Source organism: Pseudooceanicola spongiae (assembly GCF_014899185.1).
GTDB classification, from domain to species: Bacteria; Pseudomonadota; Alphaproteobacteria; order Rhodobacterales; family Rhodobacteraceae; genus Pseudooceanicola; species Pseudooceanicola spongiae.
On sequence record NZ_CP045201.1, the window covers coordinates 3,990,011 to 4,015,478 of the forward strand.

Consider the following 25,468-nt stretch of genomic DNA (forward strand, 5'->3'; position numbering starts at 1 on the left):
ATGCGCAGCAATGCCATGGCGGCGGTGTCAGAGGGTCGCTTCCTCTATCGCATGCAGCAAGGCATCGGGGTCGACGGGCTTGGTGAGGAAGTCGACGGCGCCCGAGCTCATGGCCAGCTGGCGCGCCATGTCCGTCGGATAGGCGGTCATCAGGATCAGCGGTGTGTGCCAGTGTCTGAGCGCGAGCTGCTCCTGCAACTCAATGCCCGACAGGCCTGGCATGTGCAGATCGGTGACGATGCAGTCGAGGTCGCGTGGGGTGTCATAGGCCAGCAGGTCCTCGGCAGCGGCAAACCCGACACCGTCCAGCCCGGCCGAGCGCAACAGGCTGTGGACGCTACCGCGCACGCCGGGGTCGTCATCGACAATCGCAATCAGTAGGGGGAGGGACATTCGCAAACTCCGATCACCCGGCGCTCGTCGCCCGGTTCAGGAGGCGTACCGCGCGGGGGCCCGCCGCACTATCATACCTAAATGCTATACGCCGGAATGCTGTCTTCCGCGAGGTCTAGGCTCAGGGCCAAGCGCACCAGATGCGCCATCGGCGGGGCTGGGGACATGGCCGCAGGGGATCGAGATGCTGAGTTGGGGGAGGTGCCCCGCACCTTTGCGCCCGCTCCCGGGCCTGCATCCCAATGACAGGCGTCTGCTCGGTGCGTCGCGCAGGGGGCTCCTCAGCAGGTCTGTGGCCAGGCGGAGCCTCGCCCTCCGGCCTCAGCCGCAGGCGTTCACCTCTGTCATCCGCGCGCCCGTTCTCAGCTCCTGCGCGGCAGGCGAAACTGCATCGTGACACCGCCATGCGCATTTGCCCCCGCAACCAGCGTGCCGCCGTGCTGTTCGATGATCGAGCGGCAGATCGTCAGCCCCATCCCCATACCTTCGGCCTTGGTGGTGAAAAACGGGTTGAACAGCGTTTCCGGGTCTGCCCCTTTCAGGCCCGAGCCGCAGTCGCTGATATTGACCTCGATATGGGCGCTGTCACTCTGCCCCTCGATCCAGATATTGCGGTCCTCGGGGGCCGTGTCCGCCATGGCCTGCTGCGCGTTCATGATCAGGTTCATCAGCACCTGCTGCAATTGCACCCGATCGGCATGGACCGGCGGCAAAGTGTCGGGCAGGGCGATGTGCAGGCGGGTCTCGGCCGCGTTCAGATCGCGCTGCAACAGCATCACGGTGTCCGCCAGCACGGCGTGCACATCAATCGCGGCCTGCACCGGGTCGGACTTGCGCGCGAGGTCGCGGATCCGGGCAATCACTTCGGCGGCGCGGCTGCCGTTCGCGGCGATCTGATCCAGACAATTCGTGACTTCGCCGTAGTCCGGTTCCTTACGGGCCATCCAGCGACGACCGGACTTTGCATAGGTGATGATGGCGGTCAGCGGCTGGTTGACCTCATGCGCAATCGACGCCGCGATCTGGCCGAGCGTCATCACCCGCGACATATGCACCAGCTCTGCCCGGGAATCCGCCAGCCGTTGTTGTGCGCGGTTGCGCTCGGTCACGTCCAGCGCCGTGACCAGCACCCGCTGCCAGCCGTGATCATCCGGCGGCAGCGAGACCCGCAGGACGACATCGACCAGATCTCCGACGGCTGTCAGCAACTGCACCTCTGCTTCGACGGGGCTTTCCCCTGCCAGCAAACGCTCAAAGATCTGCGCCAGACAGGCCTGTGTCGCGAGCGTCTGGTGATGGAGGATGTTGCTGCCGATCAGATCGTTGCGGCTGCGAAAGCCGAACAATTGCGCCGCCTGATGATTGGCGTTGCGCAGCATGGCAACCTTACCGGCGCGCTTGACCAGGGCGACATCGGCGGGCACCCCTGCCTTCAGCATCCTGTAAGCGCAGGACCAGTCGGATTCCCAGATCGGAAAGCCGGCGGCATTGAAGATCGTCGCATAGAGCGCATCGGCGCGCTCGGCGGCGGCGGCGGTGGCGATCTGGCTGGCACTCAGCAGGCTTGTCACCAGGATGGACACCAGACTGACGCCAAGGCGCACGGCGGGCGATCCCACGGGGGCATCACTATGGGCGATGTCATACCCCGCGACAGCGAGCAGCGCACAGATGCCACCCGTCGCCAGTACGATGCGCCGGCTTGCCGTGCGCGTCGTGATCATCACGACAATCGTATAGAGCACCGCTACTGCGCCCTGCAGCGGGCTGAGCACGTCGAGCGCGAAGATGCCAAGCGCCAGCGACATGGCCACAGCAACAAGCGCGGTCGTGGCAAAAGGCGATGGTGACCTGTTCTCGGCACCCGCCTTGTGCCTTGCTGCCTGTGAGGTGCTGCGCCCGGGCGCTTCGTCTGCCCGGTGCAGGTCGCGTGTCGGTCCGGTCATGCAGCGCTCTGCGCAATGGAGAGGCGAAAGCGCAGGCCGGGCGCGGCATCTTCCCAGGTCGCGACGCCACCCAACTGCTGCGCCGTGCTGTCGATCAGCCGTTGCCCCAGCCCAGTGCCCTGCGTGCGGCCGATCACGCCGCAGCCATGATCCTCGATGGTCAGCTGGTATCCAGCGCCGCCAAGCGTGCCGAGGGTGATGAAGATGTCGCCGGGTTCCGTCGCTTGATAGGCGAACTTGCAGGCATTGGTGACCAACTCCGTGGCCAGCATGCCGATAAGTGTGGCGGCTTCGGCACCCACCGCAACCGGCACGGCTCTCAGGATCAGGCGCCGGTGATCCGGGCAGTATTGGGCAAACTGCGCACAGAGCCGCTCCAGAAAATCCTGCAGGTCAACGCTTTGATCGGTGCCAGAGCCCTGCAGCAGGCGATGCACATTGGCGATGGCGGTGATGCGCGCCTGCATACGGTAGAGCGCCTCTCGGGCCTCATGGCTTTCAAGGATGCGGGCTTCGCCGGAAATCAGTGCCGAGACGAGCTGCAGATTGTTGGCAATGCGGTGATTGGCTTCGTCGGCAGGGCTGGGCCCGCCGGGCGGTGGCCGAAGCTGGCCAGCGACAGGAGAGGGGAGAGCGGTCTCGGTATCTGTGGGGCGCATTCCCGGCTCCAGCCTGCAAGGTCAAGGGATGACACGACTCTGCGCAATCCGGGCAGCGCTTGCCATCATACGTGGGTTTACGGGGCGCAGGGGCAGGCAACAGCGGCAGTCGGCAGGGGAAGAGGCAAACTTGCGTATGATAGCCGTGCGGCCTGTTTCGGGGGAAACTGCTGCTCAGGCGCGTGATCGCGCGCGCACCCTGAATGCTGAGGACCACACCATGACAACCGATACAGACCGGGACCATCAGAAGTTTCCCGTCCTCACCCCGGCGCAGATTGCGATTGCACGGCGGTTCGCCAGCGGGCCGGAAACCCGGTTCGCGCCGGGCGAAACCGTCTATGTCATGGGGGTGCGGGACGCCCCCGCGTGGGTGCTTCTGTCCGGAACGATCGACATCGTGCGCCGCGATGGTCTGAACTCGGAGGCCCCTGTCACCTCGCATGGCGCTGGCCAGTTCACCGGCGAGGTCAACCAGCTGTCGGGCAACCCCACGATAGCGTCGGGCCGTGCGGGGCCGGAGGGCTGCGTTGCCCTGCCGTTTGATCCGCCACATTTGCGCGCGCTGATGATCGGCTCGGCCGATATCGGTGAAATCATGATGCGCGCCCTGATTCTGCGGCGGGTGACGCTGATCGGGCAGGGCGGTGCGGGCACGATCCTGATCGGGGCCCCCAGCAGCCCCGACATCTTGCGCCTGCAGAACTTTCTGACGCGCAGCGGCCAGCCGAACCTGGTGCTCGACGTCAATCTGGAGGGAGAAGGGCGCGCTCTGGTCGAGCGCAGCGGTGTCCCGGTTGAGGATTTGCCGCTGGTCGTCTGTCCGGGTGGGCAAATCCTGCGTCGGCCAAGCGATGTAGAGCTGGCCAGCTGTCTTGGTATCGTGCCGGAGCTGAACGCCGACCGGCTCTACGATGTCGCGATCGTCGGGGCCGGCCCTGCCGGGCTGGCGACGGCGGTCTATGCCGCCTCGGAAGGGCTGTCGGTGCTGGTACTGGACGAACGTTCCATGGGTGGGCAGGCCGGGGCCTCGGCCCGGATCGAGAATTATCTTGGCTTTCCAACGGGGATCTCCGGACAGGCCCTGTCGGGGCGGGCCTACAATCAGGCTCTGAAGTTCGGCGCGGAAATCGCCATTCCGGTGACCGTCGACCAGCTGAAGCGCAAGGACGACCATCTAGCTCTGACCTGTTCGGGGGACCGGCAGGTGCAGGCGCGCGCGGTGGTGATCGCTTCGGGCGCGCGCTATCGCCGCCCCGACGTGGCCAACCTTGCGACCTTCGAGGGGGCCGGCGTGTCCTACTGGGCGTCGGCGATCGAGGCGCGGCTCTGCGCGGGAGAAGAGGTTGTTCTGGTGGGCGGCGGCAATTCCGCCGGGCAGGCGGTGGCCTTTCTGGCGCCGCAGGTCAAACGCCTGCATCTGGTCGTGCGCCGCCCGCTGGCCGAGACGATGTCGCGCTATCTGATTGATCGGATTGAGGCTTTCCCCAATGTAGAACTGCACGTCGGGTCCGAGCTGGCCACGATGGAGGGCGACCGCGAGAGCGGGCTTCATGCGGTGACGCTGCGCAATCGCGCCGATGGCACCCTGAGCCGCTGCGACATCCGTCATGTCTTTCTGTTTATCGGCGCCGACCCGAATGCAGACTGGGCAAAGGACTGTGTCGACACCGATGCCAAGGGCTTTGTCATCACGGGGCAAGGCGCACAATCGCTTGAAACCAGTATGCCGGGCGTCTTCGCCATCGGCGATGTGCGCGCCAGTTCGACCAAGCGGGTTGCCTCGGCGGTCGGCGAAGGGGCCGCCGTGGTGTCGCAGATCCACGCCATGTTTGCCGCAAAAACCAAGGAGGATGCGCTATGAGCTGCTCTCACACGTCAACGATCCGCATCGTGACGCCCAGTGCAAAGGGCTGCGAGGAGTGCCTGAAGATCGGCAGTTACTGGGTGCATTTGCGGCTGTGCCGTGACTGCGGCCATGTCGGGTGCTGCGATGACTCGCCCCATCGCCACGCCCGCGCGCACTTCAACAGCACTGGCCATCCCATCATCGAGGGCTACGACCCGCCCGAGGGCTGGGGCTGGTGCTACATCGATGACGTGCAGGTCGAGCTGCCGAACACGACGCCTCAGGATGGCCCGATTCCGACGTTTTTCTGAGGAAAGTTGTGCGGGGGTGGCAGACTGTGCCCCCCGCTATCCCGCTGACAGGGGCCGAAAAAAGCGCTTCAAGCAAACGTAGGTATGCGATGCGGCGGCCCCGGGGCGCTACTAGATTTACCGGCAAGGACAAGCCGATCCGGTTGGCTGTCTGAGCCCATTATGGCGGCAGATGCCGTCCCAAAACCTCCAAGGAGAAGTGACATGACCGACCAGAAAACAGTGCGCACCGCCGCTGAGCGTCAACTCGGCACCCCGACAGATCTGAGCGCCAACGCCACCCGTGACCTCGCAGCGGAGCTGAACCGGGTGCTGGCGGATGTCTTTGCGCTCTACCTCAAGACCAAGAACTTCCACTGGCACATGAGCGGTCCGAACTTTCGCGACTATCACCTGATGCTGGACGACCAAGGCGATCAGCTGCTGGCGATGACCGACCCGATTGCCGAACGCGTGCGCAAGCTGGGTGAGACCACGCTGCGTTCGGTCAGCGATATCGCTAACCGTCAGAGCTTGCTGGACAATAACGCCGATTACGTCGATCCGCTGGACATGCTGGCCGAACTGCACAGCGACAACCGCGCGCTGCTGGCCGAGATGCGCACGGTGCATGGGCTGTGTGACGAGCACGGCGATGTTGCCACGGCGAGCGTGCTTGAGAACTGGATCGACGAGACCGAAAACCGCGCCTGGTTCCTGTTCGAAATCTGCCGCACCAGCAAGATCCGCTGATCCGACGACAGGGCAATACACCCCGGCGGGCCAGGTCCGGCGGGGGTATCCCCTTGCAGCCTCTCCATAAAATGCGTTGCCTGCGGAGCGCCGCGCCTCTGGTAGGGCGGGGCGCTTCGGCCTATGATAGCGGGCTCGTGTCGACCCGGAGGCTGACCACATGGATCTTTTCGACGCCTCGCCGTCAGACCGGCGCAGACCCCTCGCGGATGTGCTGAGACCGGCCTCGCTGGACGAGGTGATCGGGCAGACAGCGCTGGTTGCGCCGGGGTCTCTGCTGCGCCGCCGGATTGCGGCGAATGCCCTTGGCAGCCTGCTGCTCTATGGTCCGCCGGGGATCGGCAAGACCTCGATCGCGCGGGCGGTCGGGCTGATGTTGGGTAAGGAATTCAGGGTGTTGCACGCGGCGGGTGCGCGCGTCGCCGATATCCGCAAGATCGCGGACGAGGCGCGGATGCATCCGGTGCTGATGTTCGTCGACGAGGTGCATCGCCTGTCGGCCACGCAGGCCGATGACCTGCTGACGATCTGCGAGGAAGGCACCACCGATTTCATTGGCGCGACCACCGAGAACCCCTATCACTCGATCCCCAAGGCATTGATTTCACGCTCACAAATCCTCAAGCTGGAGCCGCTGTCGCTGGCGGATATGGAGCAGGTGTTGCAGCGCGGGCTGGACCATCTGGCGCAGAACGGCATCGAGGTGACGCTGACGCCGGAGCATCTGACGCTGATCGCCGGGCGATCCGGGGGCGATGCGCGGCGTGCGCTGGTGACGCTGGAGAGCCTCGCGGTGGGCCATGGCGAGGGGCCGGTGGAGATCAGCGCGGCGATGATCGAGGAGGTCTATGCGGCCGCGGCGGTGAACTTCGACCGCTCGGGGGATCAGCATTACGACGTGATTTCCGCCTTCGTGAAATCGATGCGCGGCTCGGATCCGGACGCCACCCTCTACTGGCTGGCGGTGCTGATCCACGCCGGAGAGGACCCGCGCTTCATCGCGCGCCGCATCATGATCCATGCCTCCGAAGATGTCGGGCTGGCGGATAATACGGCGCTGCAAACGGCTGTGTCGGCAGCGCAAGCCGTTGAAATGATAGGCTATCCTGAGGCGCAGATCATTCTGGCCCATGCCGCGCTGCATGTGGCGCGGGCGCCGAAATCGGGGGCCGTGGCGCGGGGGATCGGGGCGGCGCTGTCCTATGTCCGCTCCGAGCCAGAGGTCAAGGTGCCGCTGCATCTGAGGGATGCGCATTACACCGGCGCGGCCAAGTTGGGGCATGTCGGATACCGCTTGCCGCACAACGATCCGCGCGGCTGGGTCGAGCAGACCTATGCGCCGGGGATCGCGCCGGGGCAGTTTTACCTGAGTGATGCGCGCACCGCCGCGACCTTCGAGAAGCGCGCGGATGAGTTCTGGGCGCAGCTGTCGGGCAAGGATCAGCCGCGCCGGTTCTGAGGCGCCTGACATGCGAACGCCCTGCACCGGAAGGGGCGATGCAGGGCGTCGTCTGCGACACCGGATCGGGAGGACGGGACCGGTGTCTAGCGGGGCGCTCAGGCTCTGGCAAAAGGCGCTGAAATGGCCAGATCGGAACGTCGGTATTGCGTCGGTATCTGAACGGTAACTGAACGGTGCGATTTTGCGCCGTTCAGGCGGCTTGCGGTTCGGGCTCTTTCGCGCCGGTCATGAAGGCGACGGCATCGGACATGGAGTAGTCGCGCGGGTTGATGACGCAGAGACGACGCCCCAGCCGGTGGATATGGACCCGGTCGGCCAGTTCGAAGACATGCGGCATGTTGTGGCTGATCAGGATGATCGGAATGCCACGGTCGCGCACGTCCTGGATCAGCTCCAGCACGCGGCGGCTTTCCTTGACGCCGAGGGCGGCTGTCGGTTCGTCCAGAATGATGACCTTGGAGCCGAAGGCGGCGGCGCGGGCGACGGCAACGCCCTGACGCTGACCGCCCGAGAGGGTCTCGACCGTCTGGTTGATGTTCTGGATCGTCATCAGCCCGAGGTCCGACAGCTTCTGACGGGCGAAATCCTCCATCGCCTTGCGGTCGAGCTGGCGGAACACCTTTCCCATGATCCCGGGTTTGCGGATCTCGCGGCCCATGAACATGTTGTCGGCGATCGACAGGGCCGGCGACATGGCGAGGGTCTGATAGACCGTCTCGATCCCCGCGTCGCGGGCGTCGGTGGGGGCGGTGAAGCTGACGCGCTTGCCGTCGAGGTAGACCTCGCCCTCTTCGGGGACCACGGCGCCGGACAGCGCCTTGATCAGGGTCGATTTGCCAGCGCCGTTGTCGCCGATGACGGCCAGGATCTCGCCCGGCATCAGCTCAAAGTCGCAGTGGTCGAGGGCGGTGACGCGGCCATAGCGCTTGACCAGGTTCTTGGCGGAGAGGATGGGCGTGGTCATGCGGAGACCTTTCTGATCCATTGGTCGACAGCGACGGCGGCGATGATCAGCACACCGATGAAGAAGTAGGTCCACTGGGCGTCGGCCCCGAGCAGGCGCAGACCGAGGGTGAAGACCCCGACGATCAGCGCGCCGAACAGTGCCCCGAGGATCGAGCCACGTCCGCCGAACAGCGAGATGCCCCCGATGACGACAGCGGTGATGGATTCGATGTTTGCCTCATAGGCCGAGGTGGGGGAGACCGAGCCGAGCCGCCCGATCAGCGCCCAGCCTGCGAAGGCGCAGATCAGACCGGCGATCATGTAGACCGACATGATGGTCGCCTTGACGTTGACGCCGGAGAGTTGCGCCGCTTCGGGGTCGTCGCCGACGGCATAGACGTGGCGGCCCCATGCGGTGTGGCGCAGGATCCAGGCCATCAGCAGCATCAGCACGATCATGAAGACCACGCCGAAGGTGAAGACCGCGCCGCCGATCTGGAATTTCGTGCCCATGAACTGCAACAGCGGGGCGGTGGTTTCGATATCCTGCGCACGGATCGTCTCGTTGCGGGAATAGAGGTAGTTCGAGGCCAGGATGATCTGCCAAGTGCCCAGCGTGACGATGAAGGGCGGCAGTTTCATGCGGCTGATCAGCAGCCCGTTCAGTGCCCCGCAGAGGGTGCCGAAGGCGAGGCCGATCACGATCGAGATCGCCGGGGGAATGCCGTAGCGAAAGGTCATCTGCCCCATGACGACCGAGGAAATGACGGTAATCGCGCCGACCGACAGGTCGATGCCCGCCGTCAGGATGATCAGCGATTGCGCCGCCGCGACGATGCCGACGATCTGCACCTGTTGCAGGATCAGCGTCAGCGCGAAGGGCGAAAAGAACCGCGAGCCGAGCAGAGCGCCGAAAACGATGATGGAGATCACCAGCACGATCAGGGGCACAAGCGCCGGGGTGACGTGCAGGGTGTGTTGCACACGGTGCATGAAGCCGTGGTCTTCGTCCTGAAACTCGGCGAAGTTCTCTTCGCGGCGGGTTTTGACGATGTCTTCGTAAGAGTCGCTCTTGCTCATCGCGCCGTCCCCTTCTGGCTGGCGGGAGGGGTGAGGCGGCGCGGCCGCCTCACGGGTTGGTCAGGGTGACGGGGCTTAGCCCCAGCAGATGTCCGTGCCCTTGGTGGAGTCGATGGAGTCGACCCCGTCCACGGGCTGGTCGGTCACGAGGGTGACGCCGGTGTCAAAGAAGTCCTTGCCTGTCGTGGGTTGCGGCAGGGTGCCATCCTTGGCGTATTGGGCAATCGCTTCGATCCCCTTGGAGGCCATCTGCAGCGGGTATTGCTGCGAAGTGGCACCGATCACGCCGTCGGCGACGTTCTGCACGCCGGGGCAACCGCCATCGACCGAGACGATCAGCACGTCTTTTTCACGGCCCAGCGATTTCAGCGCCTCGTAGGCACCGGCGGCGGCGGGTTCGTTGATCGTGTAGACGACGTTGATCATGGGGTCCTGCGCGAGGAGGTTTTCCATCGCCTTGCGGCCACCCTCTTCGTTGCCTTGGGTCACGTCATGGCCGACGATGCGGGCGTCATCCTCGTCGCCGTAGCGGCCGGGGTCCTTGATGTCGATGCCGAAGCCCTGCATGAAGCCCTGATCGCGCAGCACGCCGACGGTGGGCTGGCTGACGTTGAGGTCGAGGAAGGCAATCTTGGCATCCGCTGCGGCGTCGCCCAGCTTGGCCTTGGCCCATTGGCCGATCAGCTCGCCCGCCTTGAAGTTGTCGGTGGCGAAGGTGGCATTGGCCGCTGTCGCGGGATCAAGCGGGGTGTCGAGGGCGATGACGATGGCGCCCGCGTCCTGCGCCTGCTTGACGGACGACACGATGGACGAGGTGTCCGAGGCGGTCAGCAGGATGCCCTTGGCGCCGCTGGCGATGCAGGTCTCGATCGCCTGAGCCTGACTTTCGTGGTCGCCGTCGTATTTGCCGGCGAAGGTCATCAGCTTGAGGCCCAGTTCTGCGGCCTTGGCTTCGGCGCCTTCGCGCATCTTGACGAAAAACGGGTTGGTGTCGGTCTTTGTGATGATGCAGGCAGTGTCCTGCGCAAAAGCCGTACCTGCCGTCGCAGTGAGCGCGAGTGCGGAAATGGCGATAAATTTCTTCATGTGTGGTCCTCCCAGACTGTACGCAGGGGCCGGACTCCTCTCCGGACCTTGTGCAGGCCGCCAACACAGCGGACAGGGCATGTGTAGGTGTGATTCCCGCCCCTCGTCAATAAATAAATCAAGTTGACTTATTAATTAAGTCATGCAGAACTTCGCCAAGGAGGAACCCTTTCATGACGATGACCGCCGCGCCCGGAATGGACGCGACAGTGCCCTTGCGCAGCTACAGCGCCAATGAACGTGCGATCCTGAACCTGTTGCGGGTCGGGGGGCCGACGCCGTCGGCTGAGCTGGCGCGCCTGACGGGGCTGTCGGCGCAATCGGCCTCGGTCATCACCCGTGGGCTTGAGGCCGAGGGGCTGGTGCGGCGTGGCGATCCGGTGAAGGGGCGCGTCGGCAAGCCCTCGACCCCCATCGGGCTGGACCCGGACGGGGCGTTCTCGGTCGGTCTGCGGCTGGGGCGGCGGCAGTCGGATCTGGTGCTGATGGATTTCATCGGGCAGGTGCGGGGCCAGATCACCACCCGCCATGCCTATCCGACGCCTGCGCGCACGCTTGAGTTCGTCGCGCAGGGGCTGGCACGCTTTGCCGAGACACTGACCCCGGCGCAGCGCGGCCGCATTGCCGGGCTGGGCGTGGGCATGCCCTATGACCTCTGGGACTGGCTGGATCTGGTCGGCGCGCCCGAGGCCGAGATGCTGGCGTGGAAAAGCTTTGATCCCGAAGCGGCGCTGTCGGCGCGGACCGGGCTGCCGGTCTATGTCGGCAACGACAGCTCGCTCGCCTGTTACGGAGAGCATCTGTTCGGGGCCGCTGCGGGGATTTCGGATTTCGGATATATCTACCTTGGCGCCTTTGTCGGCGGCGGCGTGATGATGGACAACCGGCTTTACGCCGGGCCGGGGGGGAATGCGGGGGCGATCGCCTCGATCCCGGTGCCGCGACGCGATGGCAAGGTCGTGCAGCTGCTGGAGGTCGCCTCGGTCTATGAGCTTGAGCGGCGGATTGATCTGCGCGAGGCGGGCGCGGCTAAGCGGCTGCTGGGCGGCGCGGGCTGGGACGGCTTTGAGGATATCCGTGATCTTTGGCTGGGCGAGGTGGCGGAATATATCGCCTATGGCACGGTGTCGCTGGTGGCGATCCTGGATGTGCCGGTGGTGGTGATCGACGGCAGCGTGCCCGAGGCGCTGCGCGCCCTGCTGGTGGCGCAGGTCCGGGCGCGTATCGCCGGGATGGACACCCGCGGCATTGTGCTGCCCGAGGTGGTGGCGGGGCGTCTGGGCACCACGGCCTGTGCGCTGGGCGCAGCCTATCAGCCTATCGTCGCGCGCTATCTGGTCGAGTGACGCTCAGCCGTTGAAGCGGGCCATGAAGGCGCGGTCGATGCGGTCTTTCAGGTGCCAGAACGCAGCCCCCGAGGCGGTCAGCCCGTGCCAATCCGCGATAGCGCTGTGCCCCCCGAGGGACAGCAGTTTCAGATAATCGCTCTGAGGATGGTAGGGCCGCAAGGGCTGCCCCTGCGCGAGGGCCTGCAGGTTGTCGGCGAGGATCGGCGCCTGCCGCACCGCGAAGACCCCCGCCTTGGGCAGAGGGCGGGCGGTGAAATGGGCGCAGTCTCCGGTGGCGAAGAGGTCGGGGTGGGCGCCTGTCTGCAGCGTCGGGGCGACGGGGATGCCTTGCGGGCCGGTGAGGGCGTGCAGCCAGCGGTGCGGCTGGCCTCCGGTGGCAGTGATCTGCAGGTCGGCTTTGGGGGCGATGCTCTGGCCGAGGTGCAGGGTGGCGCCTGCGGTGTTCAGCGCGCGGGTCAGGCGGTGGCGGAGGGCCGGGGCAAGCTGCGGCGCGATGTGCTCGGCCCGGTCGATCAGGGTGACGTGGCTGCGGGGGCCGAGGCGATGCGCAGCGGCCAAGGCCAGCTCGCACCCCGCAGCGCCCGCGCCGAGGATGGCGACATGGCCGCCGCCCGCCGAGACAAAGCTGTCCCAACGGTCGCAGAGCGTGGCGAAGGGTTTCACCGGCAGGCCCGGCCCGCTGTGGTCAAGGCCGATGTCGAGGGAGGCGATATCATAAGCGATGTCGCCGCCGCTCTGCAGGGTGAGGCGTTTCGCGATGGGGTCGATTGCGCTGACGTGGGCCTGCAGGAAAGTGGCACCGGCGCGGGCGGCCAGTTGGGCGAGGTCGATCTGTAACTGGTCGCGGGTGTAGTGCCCGGCGAGGTAGCCCGGCACCATGCCGCTGTAGGTGGCGTGGGGCTGCGCGTCGATCAGGGTCAGGCGCAGGTTGGGCGCGGCTTTGGCGTAGGCCTGCAGGACAAGGGCGTGGGTATGGCCGCCGCCGATCAGCACTACATGTTTCATAGGGTGATGACCGGGCCAGCGGCGGCCTCGGCATCCTCTGCGTCATGGGTGACCATGAGGGCGGGGATGTTGCGGGCGCGGATATGGGCGAAGGTGAAGGCGCGCATTTCGGCCCGCAGGGCGGTGTCGAGCTTGGCGAAGGGTTCGTCCAGCAGCAGCGCTCTCGGCTCGGCCAGCAGGCTGCGCATCAGGGCGACGCGGGCCCTCTGGCCGCCAGAGAGGGTGGCGGGGTCGCGGGCCTCCATGTCGGGCAGGCCTGCGTGCTCGAGGGCCTCTGTGACTGCTTTGCGGCGGGCCGTGCGGCCCCGGGTGCGGGGCGAGAGGCCGAAGGCAAGGTTGTCCCCGACCGACAGATGCGGGAACAGCAGGGCGTCCTGAAACAGCAGGCCGATCTGGCGGGTATGGGCGGGGCGCGTGGTAATGTCGTCCCCGTACAGGGTGATCTGGCCGGAGAGCGTGGCCTCGGGCGGCAGCGATCCTGCGATGGCATCCAGTAGCGTGGATTTGCCGACGCCGGAGGGGCCCATGACCGTGGTGATGCCCGGCGGGACGCTCAAGCTCAGCGGGGCGAACAGGGGCGGCTGGCCGGGGAAGTGGATCGAGAGGGCGGTGAGGGTCAGGCCCATGCGGTATGCCCTCCGTTGAGGGCGCGGCGGTTGCGGTGGACCAGCGCGGGAAGGGCGAAGGCGATCAGGTACGCAAGCAGTGGCAGCGCGGCTTGCAGGGTGGCGGTCGCCCCGGTGATGCGCCGGTCGGAGCCGGATGCGAGGGTCACGGCCTCGGTCGTCAGGGTGGCGATGCGGCCCGCGCCCATGAACAGCGTCGGCAGGTATTGCGCGACGGAGACGGCGACTCCGATGGCCGCGGCGGTCAGCAGCGGGCGCAGCAGGGCGGGGAGCTTGACCGCGATGAGCTGCCGCCATGGCCCTGCGCCAAGGGCGGCGGCGGTGCGCGTCAGGCGGGGGTCGAGGGCGCGCCACGGTGCCGAGAGGGTCAGCATGACATAGGGAAAGACGAAGAGCGTCTGCGCCCAGATCACCGCGCCCATGCCGCCTGAGATCCCGATCCGCAGGAACAGGATGTTGAGGCCGTAGAGGAACGAGATCTGCGGCACCAGCAGGGGCAGGTAGATCAGCGCCTCGGCCCATGGGGTGCGGCGGCGGGCGCGGTCCTCGCCCTCAAGCCAGGCCACGGCGAGCAGGGTCGAGAGCAGCGTTGTGGTGAGGGCGAGGAGGAGGGTGGTTGTCAGGGGGGCGGTGCTGGTGTCCCAGGCGCTGAGCGACCAGCTTTCGGGGGCAAGGCGCGGGAAGGGCCAGCGCCAGGCCAGCGACCAGACCAGCAGCGCGGCCATGGAGAGCGCGCCGAGGGCGAGAAGCGCCGTGGCGGTGAGCGCAGGCAGGGGGCCTAGCGCGCTGTGGGGGCCGCGTGTGCCTTTGCGCAGCCAGATGCGCCCAGCCCAGCCGGTGAGGCGCGCGGTGGCCCAGAGGGCGGCGAAGCTGGCGAGGACGAGGAGCGCTTGCAGGATCGCGCCGGCCGAGGCGGGCAACAGCTTTGCGGTGTCGGGGTCCGAGAACAGGCGGGCCAGCAGCACCGCCAGCGTCGGCGGGGTCGCGGGGCCGAGGATCAGCGCCATGTCGACGTTGGACAGCGCATAGGCCAGCACGACCATCAGCGGCAGGCGGATCAGCGGCCAGATCTGTGGCAGCACGAGTTTGAGCCAGAGCGCGCCCGCGCCATAGCCCAGCGCCCGCCCGGTGATCAGGCTTTGCCGCAGGGGGATTTGCGACAGGGCCGAGAGGGTGACCAGCAGCAGAAAGGGCACCTCCTTGATCACCAGCCCGAGGATGAGGGCGAACCCGTGCGGGTCGTTGACGGTGATCCAGAGCGGCGGCGTGCTCCAGCCAAGGACCTGCGCCAAGGCGCGTGCGATCCAACCCGAGGGCGCGATGAGGAAGGCGAGGCCGATGGCCATGGCGGCATGGGGCGCGGCGAGGAAGGGCGCCAGCAGGCGTGGCGGCACCGGGGCGCGGTCGGCGCGCGCAGCACAGAGCGCGACGACCAGCACGAAGGCGATCAGCGTCGCGCCGAGGCCCGTGGTCAGCGTCAGCGCCAGGCTGGTGGTGAGGCCGGGCAGCTGCATCAGCTGCCCCCATGGCGCTGGGCTGAGGGTGGTTGCGCCGAGGGCGGGCAGGATGCCGAAACTGGCGCGCAGGCTCTGCCAGAGACCGGCGAGGATCGGCAGAACCCCCAGCAGGGCGACCAGCGACAGCACTGCGCGGCGCAGGGTGGGCTGCCTCATCTGGTGATGCGCCGCGCCCAGTCCTCGGTCAGGCGGGTCGTCCAGCTTGGGTGCGGTTCGAGCAGCGTCGGGCCGAGGTCGGCCAGCGTCGGCAGGGCCGGGGCGCTGGGCAGGGCGTCGAAGGCGGCGCGGGCCGTGTCGTCGAGCTTGGCGGGGTCGAGGACGGAGAAGGAGCCGAGCACCTCGATATTCTGCATATGCGCCTGGGTTTCGGGGGCGAGGAGGAAATTGGCCACGACCTCGGCCCCCGCGCTATGGGCGGCGTTATAGGGGATGGCGACGAAGCTGACGTTGCCGATGGTGCCGCCTTCGGGGACGAAGACGCGCGCGGTGTCGGGCAGCAGGCCCTGATCTATGGCGGCGGCGGTGGAGGCGGGGTCAAATGACATGGCGATGTCGATCTCTGCGTCATTCAGCATCTGTTGCTGGACCGACTGGTTTTCGGGAAAGGCCGTGCCCTGCCGCCAGAGGTTTGGGCGCAGCGTCTCGTACCAGTCCCAGAGGGGGGCGGTCTGGGTGGCGTAGGTGGCGTCGGTCACGGGGGCTTGCAGGGCGCTCGGATCGGGGGCGAGTTCGACCAGCGCCTGTTTCAGGAAGGTCGCACCCATGAAGTTGGACGCATCCGGGTGCGTCATGCGGCCGGGGTGGGCGGCGGCCCAATCGGCGAAGGCGGCCATGCTGGTGGGCGGCGTGGTGACGCGGGCGCTGTCGGTGACGAAGACGAACTTGGCCAGCCGCCAGGGGCTCTCCATCCCTTCTACGGGCACGGTGAAATCGGTGGTGGCGGCGGAGCCTGTGGTGAGGTCGAGGTAGCGCGCATTCGGCAGGTCAGACACGAAGGGGCCATGCAGCAGGCCCTGCGCCTTCATCGCAAGGAAGTTCGGGCCGTTGATCCAGATCAGGTCGACCGAGCCGTCGCTGTCTTGCCCTGCGGCTTTCTCCGAGAGGACGCGGGTGACGGCCTCGGCCGTGTCGCTGAGTTTCACCTGCTGGACGGAGACGCCGAAGCGCGCCTCGGTCTGCTGGCCGACCCAGTCGATGAAGGCATTGGTGCGCGCGTCACCGCCCCAGGCGTTGAAATAGACGGTCTGGCCGCGGGCGGCGGCGAGGGTCTCGGACCAGTCGGCAAGGGCCGGGGTGGCGCTTAGGGTCAGGGCAAGGGCAGTCGCGGCGAAGGGCAGGCGCATGGGGGCTCCTCAGGGGGCGGTGTCGGAAAAGGCGCGCCAGCCCTGAAGCCAGCGCAGCACGGTGGAGAGGGCGCAGGCCAGCGCGAAGACCCCGGCGAGGGCGGGGAAGGCGGCGGGCCAGAGGCACATGGCGGTGAAGATCGCGATGGTCTCGAACCCCTCGGTCAGGCCGCCGAGGTAGTAGATGCCCTTGGTGGGGAAATCGGGTGCCGCGCGGCCCTGTTTCGCGGCGATGGTGGCGAAGGCGAGGAAGGACGAGCCGGTGCCGACGAAGGCCGCGATCAGGATGGCGGCGGGCAGGGCGTTGCGGACGGGATCGTGCAGGGCGAACCCCAGCGGCACCAGCGCGTAGAAGACGAAGTCGAGCGAGATGTCGAGGAAAGCGCCGCGATCCGTCGGCGTTCCAAGCCGCGCGACGGCCCCGTCGAGCCCGTCGCACAGCCGGTTCAGCGCGATCAGAAGCAGCGCGATGCCCCAGCCCCCCAAGGCCAGCGCGAGCACCGCCAGCAGACCGCAGGCAAAGCCTGCGAGGCTGAGGCTGTCGGCGCTGACGCCCCGTCGCGCCAGTGCTGACGCAAGGGGCGCGAGGGCGGCGCGTTGCAGGGGCAGAAGGCGGGCGTCGATCATCCGCGCCTCCAGTCGTGAAAGCGACGCACCACGCCCAGCAGGCGGGCGTTGATATGGGCGCGGCGCCAGGTGCCGGCGACGCTTTTGTTCGCCTCGGCCAGCGTCGGGTAGATGTGGATCGTACCGAGGATCTTGTTCAGCCCCAGCCCGTGTTTCATCGCCAGAACGAATTCGGCCAGAAGCTCGGCGGAGTGCGCGCCGACGATGGTGGCGCCGAGGATGCGGTCCTTGCCGGGCACGGTCAGCACCTTGACGAAGCCACGGGTGGCGCTGTCGGCGATGGCGCGGTCGAGTTCGGCGAGGTCATAGCGGGTGACCTCATGGGAGATATTCTGGGCCTGCGCCTCGGCTTCGGACAGGCCGACGCGGGCGACCTCGGGGTCGGTGAAGGTTGCGAAGGGGATGACGCGGTAATCGGCCTTGAAGCGTTTGAAATCGCCGAACAGCGCATTCACGGCGGCGAACCACGCCTGATGGCTGGCGGTATGGGTGAACTGGTAGGGCCCGGCGACATCCCCCGCGGCGAGGATATTGGGGTAGAGGGTTTCGAGGTAGTCGTTCGTCTCAAGCACGCGATCGCAGGGGATGCTCAGCTCCTCCAGCCCGAAGCCCTGCAGGCGGGCGCGGCGGCCCACGGCGACGATGATTTCATCGAACGCGATCCGCTGGGGGGAGCCGTTGTGGCTGACCTCAATCCATTTTTCGCCGTCGGTGATACCGCAGGCCTGCGCCTTGTGATCAGTCAGGACGCGCACGCCGTCGGCCTCGAGCGCGGTCTGCACCATGGCAGAGACCTCCGCGTCTTCGCGCGAAAGCAGGCGGTCGCCCTGTTCGATCTGGATGACATCGCTGCCGAGGCGGGCGAAGGCCTGTGACAGCTCGCACCCGATGGGGCCGCCGCCGAGGATCGCGAGGCGGGCGGGCGGGGTGTCGCGGTCGCTGAGGTGCGCCCACATCGTGTCGGAGGTGAGGGGGGCGACGACCTCCAGCCCCGGCAGTGGTGGCAGGTAAGGGCGGGAACCGGTGGCGAGGATAATGGCGCGGCTGGTCAGGCGCTGGACGGTGCCGTCATGGGCCGTGATCTGCACTGTCCAGGGGTCGATCAGGCGGGCATGGCCGAGCAGGACCTCGACGCCGAGGCCCTCGTAGCGTTCCACCGAGTCATGCGGTTCGATATCGGAAATGATGCGGTGAATGCGGGCCATCAGGGCGCGGAAGGGCACCTGCGGCTGGGTGTCGCTCAGGCCATAGTCGCTGGCGTGGCGCATCTGGTGGGCGAGGGTGGCGCTGCGGATCAGCGCCTTGGAGGGCACGCAACCGTAGTTCAGGCAGTCGCCGCCCATCTTGTGCGCCTCGACCAGTGTGACGCGGGCCTTGGTGGCGGCGGCGATATAGGCCGAGACGAGGCCCGCCGCGCCTGCGCCGATGACGATCAGGTTGCGGTCGTAGGCCACGGGCCGTGTCCAGCCGCGATAGGCGCGGCGTCGCTTGATCATGGCCAGGACCAGACGGGCGATCCACGGGAACACCGCCAGCAAAGCGAAGGACGCGAGGATGCGGGGCGAGACGATGCCCGAGAGGCTGTCGAGCGTCGCCAGTTGCGTGCCCGCGTTGACGTAGATCGCGGTGCCCGCCAGCATCCCGGCCTGACTGACGAGGTAGAACACCCGCGCGGGCATGGCCGAGAGACCCATCAGCAGGTTGACGGCAAAGAACGGCACCACCGGGATTAGTCGCAGCGTGAACAGATAGAAGGCGCCGTCGCGCTTCAGCCCGGCGTCGATCTTGTCGGCGCGCGCCCCGAGGCGCTGTTTCACCCAGTCGCGCAGCAGATAGCGCGCCGCGAGGAACGCCAGTGTCGCCCCGATGCTGGAGGCAAAGGAGACCAGCAGCAGCCCCTGCCAGAAGCCGAACAGCGCACCCGAGGCCAGCGTCATCCACAGCGCCAGCGGAAGTGACAGGGCGGTGACGATGACATAGCCCGCAAAGACCAGCGCGAAGAGGGTCAGCGCATGGTCCTGCCGCCAGCCCTCAAGACGGGCCAGCAGATCGCGCAGCGCGCCGAGGTCGAGCGGATGGGCGCGCAGCAACAGAGCTGCCGCAACGACCACGATCACCAGAACGAGAAAGAGCAGGGGTTTCTTCACGATGGGCCTTTCGGGCTGGGCGATAGGGTCTGACTGTCCCTTCGCCCCAAGGTAACGCTTTGTTACGCCGTGTCAGTGGCTTTTGCGAAATGATTGACGCGGCGTTGCTGGGCAGGGGCTGTGGCCGGGCTGCAAAAGCGCTGCAAAAGCGGGGGGCTGCGCTGATTTGACCTCGCATCCGGTCGCGCAAAGCAGGATTATCGCGGGCAGGTCCGGGCGGACCTTTGCACGAGGGCGCGACCGATGAACGATGAAATCCTGCTGATCACCTTCACTCTGTTTCTGGCGGGCTCAATCGCGGTGCCGATTGCGACGCGCTTTGGCCTCGGCTCGGTGCTGGGGTACTTGCTGGCGGGGATCGCGATCAGCCCGGTGCTGGGCTGGATCGGCGTCGATGTGATGGCTTTGCAGCACCTGACAGAGTTCGGCGTGGTGATGATGCTGTTCCTGATCGGGCTGGAGATGCAGCCGCTGTCGCTGTGGAAGATGCGCTCGCGCATTTTCGTCATGGGCGGCGGGCAGGTGGCGCTGACGGCGCTGGCGGTGATGGGCGTGGCGGTGGCCTTTGATCTGGCCTGGCAGAGCGCGCTGGCCATCGGGCTGATTCTGGCGCTGTCCTCGACCGCGATTGTCAGCCAGACCTTGCAGGAAAAGGGCCTGATGAAAAGCGATGGCGGCATGGCGAGCCTGTCGGTGCTGTTGTTTCAGGACATCGCCGTGATCCCGATGCTGGTGCTGATCCCATTGCTGGCGATGCCCGGTCTGGGCGCCAGCGGGGCGGAGGCGGAGCACGCGACCCTCAGCCTCAACATGGTGGATGGCTTGCCCGCGTGGGCTTCGGGCCTCGTGACACTGGGGGCGGTGCTGCTGGTGATCGTGGTCGGCCATTTCACCACGACGCCGATCTTTCGCTATATCTCGACCGCGCGACTGCGCGAGATTTTCGTCTCGACCGCGCTGATGATGGTGGTGGGGGTCGCTCTGCTGATGACGATGGTGGGTCTGTCCCCCGCGCTCGGCACCTTCCTCGCTGGGGTGGTCATGGCCAACAGCCCCTATCGGCATGAACTGGAGAGCGACATTGCCCCCTTCAAGGGCATCTTCCTCGGGGTGTTCTTCATCACCGTGGGGGCCAGTATCGACTTTGCGCTTCTGGCGGATCATCTGGTGTTGGTCGTGGGGCTGACGCTGGGGCTGATCGTGGTCAAGATGGCGGTGCTGGGGGCCTTGGCGCGTGGCTTTGGCCTGTTTGGCGGCGACCGCTGGCTGGTGGCGCTGGGGCTGGCGCAGGCGGGCGAGTTCGGCTTCGTGCTGATCAGCTTTACCGTCGGCAGTGGCGTGATCGCGCGCGACACGGCGGATCTGATGCTGCTGATCGTGACGCTGTCGATGTTCCTGACCCCGGCGCTGTTCATCCTCTATGACAAGGTCGTCGCGCCGCGTTATTCGCGTCAGCAGCAGACCGAGGCTGACGCGCCGCCCCCCGCCGATATCATCATCGCTGGGCATGGCCGCTTTGGCGGCATCGTCAACCGCGCGCTGCGGGCAGCGGGCTATCGCGCCACGGTGGTCGACTACAGCGCCGAACAGCTGGAAATCCTGCGCAACTTCGGCCTGCCGGTCTATTACGGCGATGCCACCCGGCCCGACCTGCTGGAGGCCGCAGGCATCGCCAACGCCCGCCTTCTGGTGATCGCGATCGACGGCAAGGAGGCGGTGACCGAGCTGGTGAAGCTGGTGCAGAGCCGCTATCCGCATCTGCACGTCATCGCGCGCGCTTATGACCGCTATCACGTCTATGACCTCTGGGCGATCGGCTGCCGCGATATCATCCGCGAGACCTACGACAGCTCGATCCGGGCCTCGCGCTCGGCATTCGAGGCGCTTGGCCATTCGCGCGCCAAATCCGAAGCGGCGCTGGAGCTGTTTCTGGCGTCCGACCGCGAGCATATGCTGGAGATGGCCAACCACTATGCCGTCTCCGACCCGAGCGACCGCGACGGCGTTCTGGCGCGCTATGTCCGCGAGGGGCGCGAAAGCTGGGAGGCGGAGCTGAACGTGCGCATCGCCGAGATCCTGCGCGGCTGAGCAGGATCCCGGGCCGGGGTCAGTGCGACCCGGTGCTTGAGGCGTGCCATGGCGCGAGCCAGGCGCGCAACCGGCCGATCAGCAGATAGAGGCAGAGTCCGACCAGCGTCAGCACCACGACCACGGCAAAGAGGTTCGGCACCGAAAGCTCCTGCAGGTATTTCACGGCGAGATAGCCGAGGCCTTCGCTGCCGCCGATGAACTCGCCGACGATGGCACCGATCATCGACATCACGACCGAAACCTCCATGCCGGTCAGCACCACGGGCAGGGCATTGGGCAGCTCCAGCATGACGAAGCGCTGCGCGGCATTGGCCTGCAGCATGGTCATCACGTCGCTGTCGCCGGGATCGACGGATTTGAAGGCGATCAGCGCGTTGGAGAAGACCGGAAAGAACGCCAGAGCGGCGGCGATGACGATCTTGGATTCCAGCCCGAAGCCGAACCACAGGATGAACAGCGGCGCCAGCGCGATCTTGGGCACCAGTTGCAGCAGCACGATGAAGGGCTTGGCGGCCCATTCCACCGGGGGAAACCGCGCCATCAGGAAGCCCAGTACAGTGCCGAGCGTCACGGCGATGACAAAGCCCGACACGGCCTCGGTCACGGTGATGCGGGCGTGATACCAGAGGTTTGGATCAAGGATCAGGTGGCCGAGGGCGACGGCAATCGCCTCGGGCGGGGGCAGCACGAAGGCCGAGACCTCGGCGGTGCGCACATAGACCGACCAGCCGACCAGAAAGACCACCACGGCAATGGCGGGCAGCGCGATGCGCCAGAAGTTCGCGGATCTAGGCATCATGGCCCTCCATCAGCTGGGTGCGCAGGTCCGCCACGATGTCCTGAAAGGCGGTGCTGCGTTGCAGATCCAGCGTGCGGGGGCGGGCGAAGGGGATGTCGACGACATTGGTGATGCGCGCCGGGCGTGGGGCCAGCACGATCACACGGTCCGACAGGAACGCCGCTTCGGCAATCGAGTGGGTGACGAGGATCGTGGTGACACGGGCGCGCGCACAGACCTCCATCAGCCCAAGATTCAGGGTGTCGCGGGTCATCGCATCCAGCGCGCCGAAGGGTTCATCCAGCAGCAGCACCTGCGGGTCGGTGACCAGCGCCCGCGCCAGTGAGGCGCGCTGGCGCATCCCCCCCGAGAGCTGCGCGGGGCGGTGATCCTCGAACCCCTTCAGCCCGACGGTGGCGCAGATTTCGCGCGCGCGCGCCATCCGGTCCGCATTGGAGGCGCCGGTGATGCGCAGTGGCAGGGCGACGTTTTCGGCGACGCTGTACCAGGGAAACAGCCGCGCCTCCTGAAACATCATCGACACCGGGCGCGTCGCCTTGCGCGAGCGTTTGCGCCCGCGCCAGACCGGCAGGCCGCGGATGCTGACGCTGCCTTCCGTTGGGGCCTCAAGCCCGGCGACGATGCGCAGCAGCGTGGTCTTGCCACAGCCCGACGGCCCGAGGAGCGAGATGAACGCCCCCCGGTCCAGATCGAGATCGGCCTTGGAGATCGCGGTGACGGCTGTTGCGCCCTCGCCGAAAATCTTGGTCAGTCCGCGGATATCGATCTCCGCGGACAGCAGGGCGGGGTCGTGCTCGCTCACGCCAGCGCGCTTTCCAGCAGGGCGTTGGTATAGAGCGTCGTCGGGTCGACCTGCTTGGTGATCATGCCGGACTCGAACAGCATGTCGACCGCGCTGGCCCAGACCTCGGGGACGTTGCGCAGCAGGTTGTCATCGCCCCGGGCGACCCAGTTACGGGCGTTGGTATAGAGGTCACTGCGCGCAGTTTCGACATCATCGAGGCCCGAGACATCGAACTTGCCGCCGATGGCCTGCAGGATCGGGTCAAGCTGGTCCTGCGGCAGGGCGGCGATCTCGGACGCGGCCTTGTGGGTGGCGCGCAGGAAGGCGATGAACTTTTCGGGATGGGCCGCGATCATCTCGGGGTGGGCGACATAGACCTGACCGGGCATCCCGTCGTCCATGGCAAAGGCATGCACGCCCTCGCTCTCGGCCTGCGCCTTGATCATCGAGGAGGTGTTGCCGATGAAGGCCCCGGCGCGCCCGGCTTCGATCAGCGCATAAGACGCCGCCGTATCCGCCACCTTGACCTTTTTCACGCTGGCGGGATCAAAGCCGCCCTTGCGCATCAGCAGATCCAGCGTCCCCTCCATCGACCCACCGAGCGAGGCCATGCCGACGGTGCGGCCCTGCAGATCCTCGACCGTATCGGCGGGATCTTTGCCGGAGGTGATGACGAAGAAGGGCGAGAGCTGCGCGATCGTCGCGATCGAGATCAGCGGCGCGTCATTCTCGACCCGCGACAGGATGTAGTTGGTGCCCCCGGTGCGCCCTGAATCCATCTGCTCGGCGATCACCATCTGCGAGGCGAGCGCGGCGCCCTTGCCCGATTGCGGGCGGAAGGTCAGGCCCTCGGCGTCGTAATAGCCCGCCGCATCGGCATAGAGTACGGCACCGAAGGCCAGCGAAAAGCTGAACGGAGTGATGAAGTCGAAGGTCATCTCCTCGGCGTGACCGGCGCGGCTGGTGGTCAGGTAGACGGTGCTGGCGGCGGATGCGGCCAGAAAGCTGCGGCGGCTGAGCGTGAGTTTGGGCATGGAAGCCTCCCTTGTTATGACTCTTTCGCATATGTTTCGGGCGTGGCCCTGCTGTGAGAAGCCGCCATTTTGCCGGTGAAACGGGCAGGGCTCTTTGGTGGCCCACTGGCCCGGTCCGTCGGGGCGATGCCTTTCTGAGGGCTGCACAGATGTGCATCAGTATGGCGCCGCGCGCCGGGGTCCATAACGTGACCAGCCAGTCACCAGACTGACCCGATGGCTGCTGTCACGCGGTCCGCGCCATGGCGCAGGACAGGCGCGCGCCATCGCCCCCCGGATGACCCCAAGGAGACCGCCATGACCTATCAGAGCTTCAACCCCGCCACCGGCACCCTGCTGAAAAAATTCGAAGAGCTGACGGATACCCAGCTTGAGGCCAAGCTGGCAAAAGCTGCCGAGTGTTTCCTGACGTGGAAAGCCACCTCCTACGACGCGCGCGCTGCGATCATCGCCAAGGCCGGTGTCCTGCTGCACGAGCGGGCCGAGGAGCTGGCCGAGACCATGACGCTGGAGATGGGCAAACGCATCGACGAGGCCCGTGGCGAGGTCGAGTTTTCGGCCCGGATCATGGCCTATTACGCGACCAACGCCGAGACCTTCCTCGCCGATACGCCGCTCTATCCCGAGCAGGGCGAAGGCCATATGGAGAGCAGCCCGATTGGGGTGATCTTCGGGGTCGAGCCGTGGAATTTCCCCTATTATCAACTGGCGCGCGTCGCCGGGCCGCATCTGATGGCGGGCAATACGCTGGTCGTCAAGCACGCCGGCTGTGTGCCGCAATGCGCCATCGCGTTCGAGAAGATCCTGACGGATGCCGGTGCGCCCGAGGGCCTCTATACCAACCTGATGATCAGCCACGACCAGTCCGATGCCGTGGTTGCCGATCCGCGCATCAAGGGCGTTGCGCTGACCGGCAGTGTCGCCGCCGGTCGCAGCATTGCCGCCGCTGCCGGGAAGGCGCTGAAGCCCTCCTCGATGGAGCTGGGTGGTGCGGATGCCTTTATCGTGCTGAAAGATGCCGATATGGAGCATGCGCTGAAGTGGGCGGTCTGGGGGCGGATGTACAACACCGGCCAGACCTGTTGCGCCGCCAAACGCTTCATCATCGCCGAAGAGGTCGCCGATCAGTTCACGACCGATTTTCAGGCCGCTCTGGGCACGCTGGAGGCGGGCGATCCGCTGGACAGCGCCACGACGCTGGGCCCGTTGTCGAGCGAACAGGCCCTGCTGGATCTGCTGGAACAGGTTGATGTCGCCGTCAAACATGGCGCCAAGGTGCTGATGGGCGGCAAACGCCTGAACCGCCCGGGCAGCTACATGCAGCCCACCATCCTGACCGATGTCACCCCCGACAACCCCGCCTTCCGCACCGAATTCTTCGGCCCCGTCGCGATGATCTTCCGGGTCAAGGACGAGGCGGCAGCGGTCGCGCTGGCCAATGACAGCGACTTCGGCCTCGGCGGGTCGGTCTTTACCGGCGATGAAGCGGCGGGTCGCCGCGTTGCCAGCGCGGTCGAGACCGGCATGATGTTCATCAACAACATCAGCTGGACCGACGCCGAGCTGCCCTTCGGCGGCATCAAGGACTCCGGCTATGGCCGAGAGCTGGGCGACATGGGCATCCAGCAGTTCGTCAACAAGAAGCTGGTGCGCACCATCAAGGCCGACGCCCCCGCCTGAGGC

At 66.5% G+C, this 25,468-nt stretch carries 22 protein-coding genes; 7 read left to right on the forward strand and 15 right to left on the reverse strand.

Translation table 11 applies throughout. From position 1 onward, the window contains the following. Nucleotides 1–27: 27 nt before the first annotated feature. The 3 genes from F3W81_RS18820 to F3W81_RS18830 form a co-directional block, all read right to left on the reverse strand. Nucleotides 28–393, reverse strand: coding sequence for a response regulator transcription factor (locus tag F3W81_RS18820; protein WP_193080984.1), 366 nt, complete (start codon nucleotides 391–393; stop codon nucleotides 28–30). Nucleotides 394–755: 362 nt separating this feature from the next. Further along, entirely contained in the window at nucleotides 756–2,339 is a 1,584-nt protein-coding gene (locus F3W81_RS18825; protein ID WP_193080985.1) for a sensor histidine kinase, read from the reverse strand. Continuing rightward, a complete protein-coding gene (locus F3W81_RS18830) occupies nucleotides 2,336–2,998 on the reverse strand; it encodes a sensor histidine kinase (RefSeq protein ID WP_193080986.1) in 663 nt (220 codons plus the stop codon). Before F3W81_RS18830 ends, F3W81_RS18825 begins: the two co-directional genes overlap by 4 nt. A gap of 220 nt (nucleotides 2,999–3,218) precedes the next feature. Here F3W81_RS18830 and F3W81_RS18835 point away from each other — a divergent pair, with 220 nt between their 5' ends. The 4 genes from F3W81_RS18835 (at nucleotide 3,219) to F3W81_RS18850 (ending at nucleotide 7,349) form a co-directional block, all read left to right on the forward strand. Continuing rightward, nucleotides 3,219–4,862 (forward strand): FAD-dependent oxidoreductase, encoded by a 1,644-nt coding sequence (locus F3W81_RS18835; protein WP_193080987.1) that lies wholly within the window; start codon nucleotides 3,219–3,221, stop codon nucleotides 4,860–4,862. Continuing rightward, nucleotides 4,859–5,158, forward strand: a complete 300-nt coding sequence (locus tag F3W81_RS18840) for a UBP-type zinc finger domain-containing protein (RefSeq protein WP_193080988.1) — start codon at nucleotides 4,859–4,861, stop codon at nucleotides 5,156–5,158. The genes F3W81_RS18835 and F3W81_RS18840 overlap by 4 nt, the downstream gene beginning before the upstream one ends. 204 nt (nucleotides 5,159–5,362) lie before the next feature. Further along, nucleotides 5,363–5,890, forward strand: a complete 528-nt coding sequence (locus tag F3W81_RS18845; protein WP_193080989.1) for a Dps family protein — start codon at nucleotides 5,363–5,365, stop codon at nucleotides 5,888–5,890. Nucleotides 5,891–6,050: 160 nt separating this feature from the next. After that, nucleotides 6,051–7,349 carry a replication-associated recombination protein A gene (locus F3W81_RS18850; protein WP_193080990.1) on the forward strand — a complete coding sequence of 433 codons (1,299 nt, stop codon included), beginning with the start codon at nucleotides 6,051–6,053 and terminating at the stop codon, nucleotides 7,347–7,349. A 193-nt stretch (nucleotides 7,350–7,542) separates the two neighbouring features. Here F3W81_RS18850 and F3W81_RS18855 read toward each other — a convergent pair whose 3' ends face one another. The 3 genes from F3W81_RS18855 to F3W81_RS18865 form a co-directional block, all read right to left on the reverse strand. After that, nucleotides 7,543–8,316, reverse strand: a complete 774-nt coding sequence (locus tag F3W81_RS18855) for an ATP-binding cassette domain-containing protein (protein ID WP_193080991.1) — start codon at nucleotides 8,314–8,316, stop codon at nucleotides 7,543–7,545. Next, entirely contained in the window at nucleotides 8,313–9,377 is a 1,065-nt protein-coding gene (locus F3W81_RS18860) for an ABC transporter permease (RefSeq protein ID WP_193080993.1), read from the reverse strand. Before F3W81_RS18860 ends, F3W81_RS18855 begins: the two co-directional genes overlap by 4 nt. 75 nt (nucleotides 9,378–9,452) lie before the next feature. Continuing rightward, entirely contained in the window at nucleotides 9,453–10,463 is a 1,011-nt protein-coding gene (locus F3W81_RS18865) for a sugar ABC transporter substrate-binding protein (RefSeq protein WP_193080995.1), read from the reverse strand. 173 nt (nucleotides 10,464–10,636) lie between these two features. Between F3W81_RS18865 and F3W81_RS18870 the strand changes: the two genes are divergently transcribed. Beyond that, nucleotides 10,637–11,809: an ROK family transcriptional regulator gene (locus F3W81_RS18870; RefSeq protein WP_193080997.1), complete on the forward strand. Its 1,173-nt coding sequence runs from the start codon at nucleotides 10,637–10,639 to the stop codon at nucleotides 11,807–11,809. A 3-nt stretch (nucleotides 11,810–11,812) separates the two neighbouring features. Here the strand turns inward: F3W81_RS18870 and F3W81_RS18875 are convergent, their stop codons facing one another. The 6 genes from F3W81_RS18875 to F3W81_RS18900 are packed head-to-tail and all read right to left on the reverse strand — an operon-like array spanning nucleotide 11,813 to nucleotide 19,077. Next, the gene (locus F3W81_RS18875) at nucleotides 11,813–12,817 is read right to left on the reverse strand and encodes an FAD-dependent oxidoreductase (protein WP_193080998.1); all 1,005 of its coding nucleotides are present in this window, start codon (nucleotides 12,815–12,817) and stop codon (nucleotides 11,813–11,815) included. Then, a complete protein-coding gene (locus tag F3W81_RS18880) occupies nucleotides 12,814–13,443 on the reverse strand; it encodes an ATP-binding cassette domain-containing protein (protein WP_193080999.1) in 630 nt (209 codons plus the stop codon). Before F3W81_RS18880 ends, F3W81_RS18875 begins: the two co-directional genes overlap by 4 nt. After that, nucleotides 13,434–15,116 carry an ABC transporter permease gene (locus F3W81_RS18885; RefSeq protein ID WP_193081000.1) on the reverse strand — a complete coding sequence of 561 codons (1,683 nt, stop codon included), beginning with the start codon at nucleotides 15,114–15,116 and terminating at the stop codon, nucleotides 13,434–13,436. The genes F3W81_RS18880 and F3W81_RS18885 overlap by 10 nt, the downstream gene beginning before the upstream one ends. Next, nucleotides 15,113–16,303 (reverse strand): ABC transporter substrate-binding protein, encoded by a 1,191-nt coding sequence (locus F3W81_RS18890; protein WP_193081001.1) that lies wholly within the window; start codon nucleotides 16,301–16,303, stop codon nucleotides 15,113–15,115. Before F3W81_RS18890 ends, F3W81_RS18885 begins: the two co-directional genes overlap by 4 nt. A 9-nt stretch (nucleotides 16,304–16,312) precedes the next feature. Beyond that, on the reverse strand, nucleotides 16,313–16,930 hold the full coding sequence (locus F3W81_RS18895) for a CDP-alcohol phosphatidyltransferase family protein (RefSeq protein WP_193081002.1): 618 nt from the start codon (nucleotides 16,928–16,930) through the stop codon (nucleotides 16,313–16,315). Then, the gene (locus F3W81_RS18900; protein ID WP_193081003.1) at nucleotides 16,927–19,077 is read right to left on the reverse strand and encodes an FAD-dependent oxidoreductase; all 2,151 of its coding nucleotides are present in this window, start codon (nucleotides 19,075–19,077) and stop codon (nucleotides 16,927–16,929) included. The genes F3W81_RS18895 and F3W81_RS18900 overlap by 4 nt, the downstream gene beginning before the upstream one ends. A 243-nt stretch (nucleotides 19,078–19,320) precedes the next feature. On the opposite strand from F3W81_RS18900, the gene F3W81_RS18905 reads away from it, so the two are divergent. After that, nucleotides 19,321–21,165, forward strand: a complete 1,845-nt coding sequence (locus tag F3W81_RS18905) for a cation:proton antiporter domain-containing protein (protein ID WP_193081004.1) — start codon at nucleotides 19,321–19,323, stop codon at nucleotides 21,163–21,165. A gap of 19 nt (nucleotides 21,166–21,184) precedes the next feature. Here the strand turns inward: F3W81_RS18905 and F3W81_RS18910 are convergent, their stop codons facing one another. The 3 genes from F3W81_RS18910 to F3W81_RS18920 are packed head-to-tail and all read right to left on the reverse strand — an operon-like array spanning nucleotide 21,185 to nucleotide 23,785. Continuing rightward, nucleotides 21,185–21,964, reverse strand: coding sequence for an ABC transporter permease (locus F3W81_RS18910; protein ID WP_193081005.1), 780 nt, complete (start codon nucleotides 21,962–21,964; stop codon nucleotides 21,185–21,187). Further along, on the reverse strand, nucleotides 21,957–22,769 hold the full coding sequence (locus tag F3W81_RS18915) for an ABC transporter ATP-binding protein (protein ID WP_193081007.1): 813 nt from the start codon (nucleotides 22,767–22,769) through the stop codon (nucleotides 21,957–21,959). The genes F3W81_RS18910 and F3W81_RS18915 overlap by 8 nt, the downstream gene beginning before the upstream one ends. Then, nucleotides 22,766–23,785, reverse strand: coding sequence for an ABC transporter substrate-binding protein (locus F3W81_RS18920; protein WP_193081009.1), 1,020 nt, complete (start codon nucleotides 23,783–23,785; stop codon nucleotides 22,766–22,768). Before F3W81_RS18920 ends, F3W81_RS18915 begins: the two co-directional genes overlap by 4 nt. Before the next feature lie 297 nt (nucleotides 23,786–24,082). Between F3W81_RS18920 and F3W81_RS18925 the strand changes: the two genes are divergently transcribed. Further along, nucleotides 24,083–25,465: an NAD-dependent succinate-semialdehyde dehydrogenase gene (locus F3W81_RS18925; protein ID WP_193081011.1), complete on the forward strand. Its 1,383-nt coding sequence runs from the start codon at nucleotides 24,083–24,085 to the stop codon at nucleotides 25,463–25,465. Nucleotides 25,466–25,468 lie beyond the last annotated feature (3 nt).

Bases quoted from the DNA above. Each gene is read 5' to 3' on its own strand.
- F3W81_RS18820 (WP_193080984.1), bottom strand. From the start codon at position 393: ATGTCCCTCCCCCTACTGATTGCGATTGTCGATGACGACCCCGGCGTG.
- F3W81_RS18825 (WP_193080985.1), bottom strand. From the start codon at position 2,339: ATGACCGGACCGACACGCGACCTGCACCGGGCAGACGAAGCGCCCGGG.
- F3W81_RS18830 (WP_193080986.1), bottom strand. From the start codon at position 2,998: ATGCGCCCCACAGATACCGAGACCGCTCTCCCCTCTCCTGTCGCTGGC.
- F3W81_RS18835 (WP_193080987.1), top strand. From the start codon at position 3,219: ATGACAACCGATACAGACCGGGACCATCAGAAGTTTCCCGTCCTCACC.
- F3W81_RS18840 (WP_193080988.1), top strand. From the start codon at position 4,859: ATGAGCTGCTCTCACACGTCAACGATCCGCATCGTGACGCCCAGTGCA.
- F3W81_RS18845 (WP_193080989.1), top strand. From the start codon at position 5,363: ATGACCGACCAGAAAACAGTGCGCACCGCCGCTGAGCGTCAACTCGGC.
- F3W81_RS18850 (WP_193080990.1), top strand. From the start codon at position 6,051: ATGGATCTTTTCGACGCCTCGCCGTCAGACCGGCGCAGACCCCTCGCG.
- F3W81_RS18855 (WP_193080991.1), bottom strand. From the start codon at position 8,316: ATGACCACGCCCATCCTCTCCGCCAAGAACCTGGTCAAGCGCTATGGC.
- F3W81_RS18860 (WP_193080993.1), bottom strand. From the start codon at position 9,377: ATGAGCAAGAGCGACTCTTACGAAGACATCGTCAAAACCCGCCGCGAA.
- F3W81_RS18865 (WP_193080995.1), bottom strand. From the start codon at position 10,463: ATGAAGAAATTTATCGCCATTTCCGCACTCGCGCTCACTGCGACGGCA.
- F3W81_RS18870 (WP_193080997.1), top strand. From the start codon at position 10,637: ATGACGATGACCGCCGCGCCCGGAATGGACGCGACAGTGCCCTTGCGC.
- F3W81_RS18875 (WP_193080998.1), bottom strand. From the start codon at position 12,817: ATGAAACATGTAGTGCTGATCGGCGGCGGCCATACCCACGCCCTTGTC.
- F3W81_RS18880 (WP_193080999.1), bottom strand. From the start codon at position 13,443: ATGGGCCTGACCCTCACCGCCCTCTCGATCCACTTCCCCGGCCAGCCG.
- F3W81_RS18885 (WP_193081000.1), bottom strand. From the start codon at position 15,116: ATGAGGCAGCCCACCCTGCGCCGCGCAGTGCTGTCGCTGGTCGCCCTG.
- F3W81_RS18890 (WP_193081001.1), bottom strand. From the start codon at position 16,303: ATGCGCCTGCCCTTCGCCGCGACTGCCCTTGCCCTGACCCTAAGCGCC.
- F3W81_RS18895 (WP_193081002.1), bottom strand. From the start codon at position 16,930: ATGATCGACGCCCGCCTTCTGCCCCTGCAACGCGCCGCCCTCGCGCCC.
- F3W81_RS18905 (WP_193081004.1), top strand. From the start codon at position 19,321: ATGAACGATGAAATCCTGCTGATCACCTTCACTCTGTTTCTGGCGGGC.
- F3W81_RS18910 (WP_193081005.1), bottom strand. From the start codon at position 21,964: ATGCCTAGATCCGCGAACTTCTGGCGCATCGCGCTGCCCGCCATTGCC.
- F3W81_RS18920 (WP_193081009.1), bottom strand. From the start codon at position 23,785: ATGCCCAAACTCACGCTCAGCCGCCGCAGCTTTCTGGCCGCATCCGCC.
- F3W81_RS18925 (WP_193081011.1), top strand. From the start codon at position 24,083: ATGACCTATCAGAGCTTCAACCCCGCCACCGGCACCCTGCTGAAAAAA.